Origin of the sequence: Williamsia sp., from assembly GCF_036566845.1 — a bacterium.
Lineage (GTDB): Bacteria > Actinomycetota > Actinomycetes > Mycobacteriales > Mycobacteriaceae > Williamsia.
Genome location: NZ_DATCVM010000095.1, coordinates 18279 through 27506, shown reverse-complemented (window position 1 = coordinate 27506; position 9228 = coordinate 18279). Strand labels below are relative to the sequence as shown.

The window sequence follows — 9228 nt, the reverse complement described above, 5'->3', positions numbered from 1 at the left end:
GCGCCCGCGCTCGCCAATGCCGTGTATGACGCGACCGGTGTTCGGTACCGAGAGCTTCCGCTCACCCCGGACCGGATCTTCCACCGGCTCGGCGCCGCCCAATCGGCCGTTGCACCGGCCTGATCCCCGTTCGACAACCCGGTAGGAGATGGCGATGAACGCCGAAACGATCAACACCGCCGCGACGGTCATCATCGGCCAGAAGGTGCGTCCCGGTGCCGAAACGGCGTATGCGATCTGGCAGGACAACATGAATGCCGCCGCCGCACTCTATCCGGGTTTCATCGCGGCAGAAGTCGCGCAGCCCACCGATGTCCAGCCCGACTGGGTGGTCGTCTATCGTTTCGACTCCATCTCGAACGTGCAGGCCTGGATCAACAGTTCGACCCGGCAGGAGCACCTCGATCGGGGGCAGGCCTACGTGGACGGTCCCGCCACGCAGCAGGTGATCAGCGGTGGCGCACATGCGGCTGATCCGCTGGTGACGGTGGTGGTGACGCATCGGGTCAATCCTGAACAGGTGGAGGACTTCCTGGCGTGGCAGAACCGGCTGGAGGAGGCCGAAAAGAAGTTCGACGGCTTTCGGGGGAGTGAGTTGTTCCGGCCGATCGAAGGTCTGCAAGAAGAATGGACCGCGCTGTACCGGTACAACAGCGCCGCCGACCTCAGCACGTGGCTCTCCTCCGAAGAACGTCAGGGGCTGCTCGCGGAAGGTGCCAAGTTCAGCGACTACGAACTCCGCACCATCGACAACTCGTTCGGCAGTTGGTTCGCGTTCGACGACAAGGGAAATGAAGTGCCGCCGCCATCGGACTTCAAGACCTCGATCGCCGTCTGGGTGGGTCTGTACCCCACCGTGGTGCTCCTGACCCTCGCGTTGTCGCCGCTCGAGATGCCGTTGTGGCTCGGCCTTCTGGTCGGCAATCTCATCTCCAGCTTCCTGATGAGTTATTTCACGATGCCGTACTACGTCAACAGACTTCTCAAGGTATGGCTGTGGCCTCGCGCGGAACACACTGTGGCATGGACCAATACGAGGGGCTGGGGCATCGTTGCCGCCGTGACCGTGTTCTGGGTACTGGTCTTCTACCTCGTCACGGCGGTGTTCTGGTCGTTGCCCTGAGCCCTGTCGAGGGGGGCGGTCAGAACCCGGTGCGCTCGAGCCAGGTGTCCCAGATCGAGTGATCGCCGAGAATCTCGACGTCGGCGTTCGCCGCGGACAGTCGGCGGGTCAGTGCGAGGAGGATGTCCACCGCACGTCCGCGGACGGCCGCCCCGGCCTTGGAGTGGCTGTTGTCCCAGATGATCGCGCGGTCGTCGAGGCTGATCGACCATTCACCGGCGCTGTCGAGGGTGTCTTCGGACGCGTGTAGGTGCAGTGTGCTCCCGGCGTCCAGGGGCGCGGGCCCGTCCCCTCGGGATTGGCCGATGATGTCGAGCCACTCGGAGATGCCGTCGGCCGCGAGTGCCGGGCTCAATTCATAGGGAAGGCCCAGTGCCAGCGCGGCATCGGCGCGGTGCACCGTCGCCTCATGGAGGCGGCGCCGGATCCACCAGGCCGCGGGTCGGGGTCCGGTGAACGTCCACACCGGTGTGGACGGTCCCGTCGTGCCCACCGCGTCGATCAGCAACCGTGCGCCCTCGTGTAGCCACTCGATCGCCTGCTCCGGGTCGGCGGGTGGCTTTCCGCCACCGACCGTACGTGGATCCAGTGGGGCGTCGCGCTGTTCGGCGACGATCTGCGCGGCCCAGCGATCCCCGCGCCCGACATGCCGAAACAGCTGCTGGATGGTCCATTCCGGACATGTCGGTACCGGCAGCGCCGGATCTGCGCGGCGGATCAGGTCACCGAACAGACGATTTTCTTCGACGAGCGCGACGGAATAGTCCACGCCCGGACACTACCGCCTCGGTCCGACAGCGGTCTTCGTGTTCACTCGATGGGCTGGTGCCCCTGTCCAAAATTCGCTCCGCCTGCTTGCACACGCTCCTGTCGCAACAGGAGCGTGTGCAAGCAAGCGGAGCGAATTCAGTAGGGGCGGTCGGGAAGCGCCGTCGAACCTGGATGCCGAGCAACCGCTGGTGTGGGGGCAGTGGGGTGGCGTGATCGCGATTGCGGCGGTCTTGGCGATCGTGGTCATCGTGCTGACGCTCACTGTCGGCGCGATCCCCCTTTGACACACTGATCCAGCCCGGGCAGCTCGAGTCCGTCCTTTCGGTTCGGATTGGGCAGTGTAACGATCAAGGCAGCAACTCCCGGGCACCATGTATTTATGGGTGGGAGTGAAAGGCCGTGCCGCCCAGGCATTTGCGTGGGCGGCACGGCATCGGTCGGTCGGGTGTTGTCGCCACCGAAAGCGGTGGCTGGTCATGCGGCAGGCGTCATGATCTCTGACCACCAGTCCTGAAGTGGGCTGGGGTCGGGCCAGATCACCTCCACATCGTCACTGTCTTCCATAGGCATACCCCCTTTCGCGTCGAGTGCTCTCACCAGGTGCGGCCGGCCACGCAGAACAGGCCGACCCGACAGGGCCGTCAGCCGGTGGCGGGTTCGATGGACTGCTGGGACGAAGAATGTGCGATCTCGATGCGCCGCGGTTTGGCCTTCTCGGCAATCGGAATGGTCACCGCAAGAACACCGTTGTCGTAGTGGGCGGTGATGCCGGCCGGGTCGATGCCCTCGCCGAGGGTGAGTTGACGTCGGTATTTGCCGAAGGGACGCTCGTTGGTCAGCCACTGCACCCCTTCTTCGGAGAGCGCGGTGCGCTCGGCGGACAGGGTCAGGACACCATTGTCGACGTTGACATCGACAGACCCGGGATCAACACCGGGCAGGTCTGCGGTCAAAAGGTAGTGCCCGTCGAGTTTGCACAGGTCCATCGGCATGAACCGAGGAGTTCGAGACGATCCTGCCGACTGCAGCAACCCACGGGTCAACGCATCCACATCACCGAACGGATCAAAACGAAGCACAGTAACCCACCTCCTAAATTACTCGTGGCCCGCCACCCTGGCGGGCGACCAATCACTGTGCACCACATTTTTAGCACTCCAACCTTGAGAGTGCCAAGTCTTTTCTGAGAAAATTTTCGGGCGGGATCTGGTGTTGCGCAGCAGCATTGACAGAACAGCGGGTTGGTGAAGTACTGCGCGCCCTCGGTGGTTTCGGAGAAGTTCACCGGGGCGAGTATCGGCCGGTAAGTGCCATCGGGCAGTTCGGAACCCACCGACGGCGTGAGGGTACTGACGAACTGCGGCCAACTCGGGGCACTCAGTCGGTTGCCCTTGCCGGCGTTGCCTTCTGGACTGACGTGCAGGCCATGCGTGTGCAGGTTCAAGGGTGTGGCCTCCTGGGCCGCGGGATAAACCGGCACGGACATCTTGCCGTTCGACGGCGATCCCTTGATGTGCCGAGAGAGCCATCGACGATGAGCGAACCTTACGTTGCGAGATGCGATCCCACCTGGTGATCCTGATCTGCGAGACAGTGGCGGCCGTACGACACAGCGCCGCCGGACCCGATGATCTCGGGTCCGGCGGCGACGGGTCTCGGGCGGTCAGTGCATCAGTGCCCGATGACGGGCTCGGCATTCACGTCGATCTCGGGGATCTTGTTGGGGTAGACCACAGCGGCGACGAGTGCGCCGAGCGCGAAGAATCCGGCCGCCCACCAGAAGGCGGCGTGGTAGCTGGCCATGGACGCGCCCTCGGCGATGGCCTGCATCCCGTCCGGTCCGGACGGGCTGTGGTCGCTGACGTAATTCGTGGCAGCGGTGGCGGCGAAGCTGCTGAGCAGCGCCACGCCGATGGAGCCACCGACCTGCTGGGCGGTGTTGACCGTTGCGGACGCGACTCCGGCATCGCCGGCCTCCACACCGTAGGTCGACAGGCTCATGGCGTTGGCGAAGACGGTGCCCAGTCCGATGCCGATCATGATCAGACCGGGAACAACGCCGGAGACGTACGAGCTGTCGATCTTGATGGTGGTCAGGAAGACCATGCCCAGCGCCGAGACGCTCAGCCCGACACCCACCATCACCTTCGGGCTCAAGCGGGTGACCAGCACCGAGCCGGCGAGCGCCGCGGTGATCGCGATGGACCCGACCATGGGGAGGAACGCCAGACCGGTTTCGACGGGGCTGAATCCCAGCGTCTGCTGCAGGTAGAAGGTGAGGAACAGGAAGACCGCGAACATGCCGATCGCCGAGATGAGCATGACGAGGTAGGACGCACCGCGCATCCGGTCGAGCAGGATGTGCACGGGGAGCAGCGGATGGGAGACCTTGGTCTGGACCCAGACGAAGGCGCCCAACAGGACAACTCCGAGGACAAGCGGGAACAGCGTCAGGGCATCGGTCCAGCCGTTGCTCTCGGAATTGGCGAATCCGAAGACCACGAGGAACAGACCGGCGGTCACCAGAACGGTTCCGGCCCAGTCGATGGGTGTGCGGGCACCTTCCTGGACGTGCTTGGGCAGCAGCATGATTGCGCCGATCAGTGCGATCACCGCGAAGACGACGTTGACGTACAGACACCAGTTCCACGAGACGTATTCGGTGAGAACACCTCCCAGCAGGAGGCCGATCGCGCCGCCGGCTCCGGCGACCGCGCCGAAGATGCCGAAAGCCTTTCCTCGATCCTCCGACCCGGCGAACGTGATGGCGAGCAACGACAGCGCAGCCGGCGCGAGCAGTGCGCCGAACACGCCCTGGAGGGCGCGGGCGGTGACCAGCACCTCAAAGGTCGGGCTCCAGCCACCGAGTGCGGACGCGGCGGCAAAGCCGATCAGGCCGACGATGAAGGAGTTCTTGCGTCCGAACAGATCGTTGATCCGGCCGCCGATCAGGAGCAGGCTGCCGAATGCCAGCGAGTACGCCGTGATCACCCATTGCCGCTGACCGTCGGAGAAGCCGAGAGCGTGCTGTGCCTCCGGGAGTGCGATGTTCACGATCGTGGCGTCCAGGACAACCATCAGTTGGGCGACCGCCAGCACGGCAAGGATCAACCACCGGTGGTTGGAACCGGTTGTGGCTCGGGTCGGCGAAGTTTGGGTTATAGACATGTTCTCTCTCGGCATGAAACGGAAGCGGAATCAATAATTCCGCTTTACGGTAGCAGGCCGGAACCGGTGATTCCACTTAGCGGTTATGATTGCGCGCATGGCTGAGACGGAAGACACAATCGATGTCCTGAGGGCCGACGCTCGAGAGAATCTCAATCGCATCATCGTCGCGGCGCGGGAGGTGTTTGCGACCCAGGGACTCGACGCCAAGCTCGCCGATGTGGCAAAACATGCCGGTGTCGGCGTCGGGACGATTTATCGCCGATTCGAGAACAAGGAGGGTCTCATCGAGGCCCTGTTCGTCTCTCGCCTTGCGGATGTAGTGGCGATGGCGCGGGAAGCCGATGCGATCGCGGACCCTTGGGAAGGCCTGCTCCACTTCCTGAACGCCGGCGCGGCGATGATGGCAGAAGATCGCGGACTCCGGGAGCTGATGTTCACCGGCCTCCCGAAGGCCTTGCAGTCGACGGGCTCGCGTGACGACCTTGCCGACTACATCGCAGAGACCCATCAGGCCATCGACGGCGCTGCGGAGAGCCTGGTGTCCAGGGCCATAGCCGATGGCCGGCTCAGAGCCGACTTTGCTGCGACAGACCTTCCGGTGCTTGCTTTTTCGATACAGGCGACTGCCCAGTTGGCGAAGGAGCACAATCCCGAACTGTGGCGGCGAACCATGGGGATCATCGTCGACGGCATGCGGTCCACGCGGACCACTCCGACCGGCCTCGACGCCGATCCGCTGACCGGGGATCAGCTGGCCGAGGTATTTGTCTTCACCCAGACCGGCAGGTCGATCCGGAAGTCCTAGACCGACCGTCGCATCATCGAATAGGTGTGCAGCAGAACGGCAACGGCGTCCTCTTCGGCGGCCGATCCACCCAGCAGGCCGGCCTCGTGTACCCGTCGCAGCCGTCGGTCCAGCTCGGATACCACCGCGTCGCGGTCGGCATACGGTGGCAGTCCGATGCGACCGGTGATCCCGGAACCGACAAGTACCTGCCGAAGTTCGCTGACCCAGGGTGATTCCGGATCGGTCTGGGTCAGTGAACTCAGCGCCCTGAACTCTGCCATCGTGTGGGCCTGGGGGCTCTGGCGCACCTGTCGCAGGATGGAGCGGATCTGACCACCGGCCGGGTGGGTCAGGGCGAGATGCTCGATCTGCGTGCACGCCGTAACCGCGCGGGTGATCAGAACGGAGCGGGTCAGATTGACGTCGATGTTGGCGCGCAGTTCGTCGACCCGCGAATGTTGTTGTAACCAGGCGTTGACGGCGTGTGCGCCGCGCATCGCGGCGCCGCGCGCGTGCCGAAGTCCGTACTCGCCCAACAGATCCAATAGGCGATCACGCCCCGCTTCGCTGCCGATCGAGGGCGTCGGCGCCTCGAGCCACATCTCCAGTTGCAGATCTGACAAACCCGCCAAGGCGGCGAGGGCGTCGGCGTCGGACTCGGTGAACTGACCGGTCTGGGCGGTCTGCGCGAGAAGGCCTGCCACCGGCTGCACGGTGAGCAGACCCGCTGACAGTGACGCCGCGATCACCTCGGACTGCTTCTGCGCCTCGTCGATCGGGTCGTTGTCGCCAAAAGCACCCTCGCCGAGGGTATCTGCCTTGGCCAGTACCCCGATGGTGTTGACCGACGAGAACCCGAGGTCGTGCAGGAACTGCACCTCGTCGGCCCGCGGTGTCGCGTCGAACAGGAAGATCGACGCATCGGCATTCACCGATGCGTCGCGGGTCTGCCCGAAGCCGTCGATGAGCGCCCGCCGGGTGGCATGTTCGTTGCCGGTGGTGATGGTCGCCAGTCCGGGGGTGTCGATCAGGATCATGCTCCGCAGCAACCGGCTCGGCAGGTAGCGGTTGAGGTAGGCGACGTCTTCGGTCGGGCAACCGAGTTCGGTGACCCTGCCATCGGTCAACGGAGCGCTCCGGCGGGCACCCCCGGTGGTGATGACCTCGGCCCGCGACGGCGCTCCATCCTGATATACCGCAACAACTTTGGTGCACTCGGTGGCAGCGGTATCGGCAACCCGATCGCCGATCAACGCGTTCACCAGCGTCGATTTTCCGGCCTTGACGCGGCCCACGACCACCACCCGCGGCGGTGCCCACAGATCGTCGCGGATGCGGGCGGTGGCCTGCGCCAGTGGGCGGTCGATCTGCGCGATATGGGCCAGAGCGCCGGTCAGTTGGTCTCGGAGGGCATGGGGCCGGGTGCGGCGCACGGGTGGCTGGGTCACGGTGTGATGCCGGCCTTCTTGAGTCCGGTGATCGCGGCATCGAGTTGTTCGATGAGCGAGACGATCTCGGTCTGCCGACGTGTCAGTCCGCGTACGCGCTTGTCGCGCGTCACCTTGTCTTCCTTGGCGGCCTCCGCGCCGGCATTGATCTGCTCGCTGATCTCCTCGGTCTGCGCCCGGAGGTGCCGCCGGTAGGCGACCACGATCTCCGGACGTGCGGTCGCCACGGTGCGTTCGATCACCCGCAACGTCGATTTGCTGGTGAGCTGCAACGTTTCTCGCAGCCAGGTGATCAGATGCTGGCGGCCGTTGCGCATCGCCCGGTATCCGAGATTGACCGACAGCCAGACGCCGCCGGCGACGAGCCCGATCGGCAACACCGCCGCCATCGCGAGACTCCCGAAGATGGCGCTGCCGACCATGCCCCCGGTCAGCAGATTGGCACCCATGAACCCCATCATCATCGCGCTGGGGTCCACCACGTCCTTCCACTTCTTCTGCACCTGCGGGGAATTGATGTCTTCGGCGACCAGGGTGGCGGCCACCGAGTTCATGATGTCCTCCCACTGCTCGTCGCTGCCGAACAGCTGCGTCACCACCTCGTGCAACGCCGAGGCGAAGTTGTCGAAGGCCCGGGCGCTGGCGGCCTGCAGATCGGAGGTGATGGCTGCGGTGAACACCTGCGGTTGCTTACGCAGCATCCGCCAGCCCTCGCTGTTGATGCGGGCCGTCCAGTCCTCCTTCACGCGGGCCAGATCGCGCTCCAATTGCGCTGTGGCGCGCTGACGTCCGAGGGTGATGTCGCGGGACAGGTGCTGATCCCATTCGGTGCCGTGGTCGCGGAGTTCCTTGAGTCTGGCCTTCTTCTCGTTGAGATCGTCCAACGCGGACGAATCGCCCTGGACCACCGCGATCTCGGTGTCGAGACGCGTCTTCATCCGGTGCATCCCGCTACGGCACACCTGCAGGCCGTCGAGCTTCGGGGAGATCTCACCGTGCTCGAGGAGCTCGTTGATCGCATCGCGCAGCGCCAGGATCCCGGATGCGGCGAGGATCTCCTCGCGATCTGCCGGGCTCTGCTCGAGTGCGGCCAGCGCCCTCGACCCCGACACCCCGATCACCGTGGCCGTCCGCCCGAGCTGGCTGCGCACGATCGCCCGGTTCTCCTCGGCGATGGTTCGCCAATTGCGTCGGTTCTTGTCGATTTTGGTCATCGCGACCACAACGGAACCCGAGGTCTCGGTGGCGGTTCGCAAGAACTCGATCTCCGGCGCGGTCAGGGGAGCCGCGCTGTCGCAGACCATCACGATGGCGCCGGCTCGTCGGGCCGCGGTCAAGGCCAGCCGCGCGTGCCGGGGATCCAGACCCCCGGCGCCGGGGGTGTCGACGAGCGTCAGTCCGGGCAGATGCAGGGGATCGGCAGCCACCACCGCCTCGGTGGGCAGAGCGTCGATCGTGGGGTCCTGGACATGGCGGCCGGCCATCGTGACCCAATCGGGCAGCTCGGCCAGCGGGATCCTCCGGTTCGAGTCGGGGAAGTCGAGCCGCGCGGACCCGGCCGCGAGGGTCTCGTCCGGCGGGGTGAACCACACACTGGCACTGGTGGTGATGTCCACGCCGACAGGCGCCAGCGATCGTCCGAGCAGGGCATTGACCAGAGTGCTCTTGCCGCGCTTGACCTCACCCACGAACACCACCGCACCGCCCGAATCGGCAGCGTGAAAGCGCGTCTCGGCGAGGTCGGCCGCCTTCTTCTGTCCATATTTGCGTAGCGCCTCGGTGGCAGCACCCAGCGCCTCGACCGCTTCGGCGTTGGCGCCTGTGGTCACGATCACTCCCGGATCATCGTAGGGGGTCAGTCGAAGGGACGGTTCTCCACCGATTACTCTGCCGCATCCACCTCCGTCTGCGACATTGATCAAGTGACT

Annotated in this window: 7 protein-coding genes and 1 pseudogene; 2 read left to right on the top strand and 6 right to left on the bottom strand. The window is 65.0% G+C overall.

Going from position 1 to position 9228, the window contains the following annotated elements:
• The first annotated feature begins 154 nt into the window (after positions 1 to 154).
• Positions 155 to 1123 carry an antibiotic biosynthesis monooxygenase gene (locus VIQ49_RS08090; protein ID WP_331882966.1) on the top strand — a complete coding sequence of 323 codons (969 nt, stop codon included), beginning with the start codon at positions 155 to 157 and terminating at the stop codon, positions 1121 to 1123.
• Between the two features lie 19 nt (positions 1124 to 1142).
• Here VIQ49_RS08090 and VIQ49_RS08085 read toward each other — a convergent pair whose 3' ends face one another.
• The 4 genes and pseudogenes from VIQ49_RS08085 to VIQ49_RS08070 all read right to left on the bottom strand — a co-directional run bounded on the left by VIQ49_RS08085 (position 1143) and on the right by VIQ49_RS08070 (position 5062).
• A complete protein-coding gene (locus VIQ49_RS08085; RefSeq protein WP_331882963.1) occupies positions 1143 to 1892 on the bottom strand; it encodes a maleylpyruvate isomerase family mycothiol-dependent enzyme in 750 nt (249 codons plus the stop codon).
• A gap of 643 nt (positions 1893 to 2535) precedes the next feature.
• Positions 2536 to 2973, bottom strand: a complete 438-nt coding sequence (locus tag VIQ49_RS08080; protein WP_331882960.1) for an Hsp20/alpha crystallin family protein — start codon at positions 2971 to 2973, stop codon at positions 2536 to 2538.
• Between the two features lie 161 nt (positions 2974 to 3134).
• Positions 3135 to 3374: pseudogene (locus VIQ49_RS08075) on the bottom strand (hypothetical protein); the annotation flags it as partial.
• 191 nt (positions 3375 to 3565) lie between these two features.
• Complete coding sequence (locus VIQ49_RS08070) at positions 3566 to 5062, bottom strand: MFS transporter (RefSeq protein WP_414731599.1); 1497 nt, start codon at positions 5060 to 5062, stop codon at positions 3566 to 3568.
• Between the two features lie 97 nt (positions 5063 to 5159).
• Here VIQ49_RS08070 and VIQ49_RS08065 point away from each other — a divergent pair, with 97 nt between their 5' ends.
• Positions 5160 to 5870 (top strand): helix-turn-helix domain-containing protein, encoded by a 711-nt coding sequence (locus VIQ49_RS08065; RefSeq protein ID WP_331882954.1) that lies wholly within the window; start codon positions 5160 to 5162, stop codon positions 5868 to 5870.
• Here VIQ49_RS08065 and VIQ49_RS08060 read toward each other — a convergent pair.
• The gene (locus VIQ49_RS08060; RefSeq protein ID WP_331882951.1) at positions 5867 to 7300 is read right to left on the bottom strand and encodes a dynamin family protein; all 1434 of its coding nucleotides are present in this window, start codon (positions 7298 to 7300) and stop codon (positions 5867 to 5869) included. The genes VIQ49_RS08065 and VIQ49_RS08060 overlap by 4 nt on opposite strands.
• Positions 7297 to 9135 (bottom strand): dynamin family protein, encoded by a 1839-nt coding sequence (locus tag VIQ49_RS08055; protein WP_331882949.1) that lies wholly within the window; start codon positions 9133 to 9135, stop codon positions 7297 to 7299. The genes VIQ49_RS08060 and VIQ49_RS08055 overlap by 4 nt, the downstream gene beginning before the upstream one ends.
• Positions 9136 to 9228: the final 93 nt, after the last annotated feature.

Coding starts and splice junctions, on each gene's coding strand:
- VIQ49_RS08070 (WP_414731599.1), bottom strand. CDS start 5,062: ATGTCTATAACCCAAACTTCGCCGACCCGAGCCACAACCGGTTCCAAC.
- VIQ49_RS08065 (WP_331882954.1), top strand. CDS start 5,160: ATGGCTGAGACGGAAGACACAATCGATGTCCTGAGGGCCGACGCTCGA.
- VIQ49_RS08090 (WP_331882966.1), top strand. CDS start 155: ATGAACGCCGAAACGATCAACACCGCCGCGACGGTCATCATCGGCCAG.